2 protein-coding genes are annotated in these 1064 nt (G+C 66.0%); both read left to right on the forward strand.

What is annotated here, in order from left to right:
- Positions 1-241 (forward strand): PTS sugar transporter subunit IIC (locus DW899_RS10410; protein WP_147324175.1); only part of this gene is annotated, 241 nt, incomplete at its 5' end.
- Positions 222-1055, forward strand: coding sequence for a PTS system mannose/fructose/sorbose family transporter subunit IID (locus DW899_RS10415; protein WP_117801088.1), 834 nt, complete (start codon positions 222-224; stop codon positions 1053-1055). The genes DW899_RS10410 and DW899_RS10415, both read left to right, overlap by 20 nt.
- Positions 1056-1064: the final 9 nt, after the last annotated feature.

Genomic DNA, 1064 nt, shown 5'->3' on the forward strand with positions numbered 1-1064 from the left:
CGGCGTTGCCGCCAACATCCTGCCGGCCATGGGCTTCGCCATGCTCGGCCGCCTGGTGCTCACCAAGCAGCTCGTGCCCTTCTACTTCCTGGGCTTCCTGCTGTGCTCCTACGCCAACGTGCCCGTCCTGGGCGTCGCCCTGATCGCCATCATCATCGGCATCGACAAGTTCGACCTGCTCGGCCTGGGCGGAGCCCAGCCCCAGCTCTCCGCGGAAGGGGATGAGGACGATGACTTCTAGTCCCGAGAACAAGATCACGCGCTCCGACCTCGTCAAGAGCGCCCTCAACACCGGCGCCCTGGGCATGGAGTTCTCCTGGACCTACTACAAGCAGATGAACATCGCCTTCTGCCTGATGGTCGCCAACATGCTCAAGAAGATCTACGCCGGCCGCCCCGACGACTACGCCGAGGCCCTGCACCGCCACTGCGCGTTCTTCAACATCACCGTCCAGTTCGCCCCGTTCGTCGGCGGCATCGCGATGGCCATGGAGGAGAAGGTCGCCCGCGGCGAGATCGAGCCCGAGAGCGTCAACGACGTCAAGGCCGCCCTCATGGGCCCGCTGTCCGGCATCGGCGACTCCATCTTCCTGTCGACGCTGCGCGTGGTGGCCGCCGCGGTGGGCATCAGCCTGTGCCAGGCCGGCAACCCCTTCGGCCCCATCGCCTTCCTGCTGATCTACAACGTCCCCGGCTTCGCGCTGCGCGTCTGGGGCGCCGTCAAGGGCTACGAGCTGGGCGTGGGCTTCCTGGACGAGGCCCAGAGGACCGGCCTCATGCAGAAGGTCATGACCTGCGTGGGAATCGTGGGCGTCATGGTCGTGGGCGCCATGTGCAAGGACATGTTCTGGGCCAGCATCCCGGTGGCCATCGGCTCGGGCGAGGATGCCCAGACCCTCCAGGACATCCTGGACGGCATCATGCCCGGCATGCTCGGCATGCTCGCCTTCTGGCTGTACTACTGGCTGCTGTCCAAGAAGATCAACCCCATGGTGCTGATCGTGGCCACCATGGTCGTGGGCATCGTCGGCGCGTTCTTCGGCGTGCTGGCGTAAGGGCCCGGC

The sequence above is a fragment of the Collinsella sp. AM41-2BH genome, from assembly GCF_003468085.1.
GTDB lineage: Bacteria > Actinomycetota > Coriobacteriia > Coriobacteriales > Coriobacteriaceae > Collinsella.

What these genes read in the sequence shown, in the direction of transcription:
- DW899_RS10415 (WP_117801088.1), top strand. Translation starts at nt 222, where the DNA reads ATGAGGACGATGACTTCTAGTCCCGAGAACAAGATCACGCGCTCCGAC.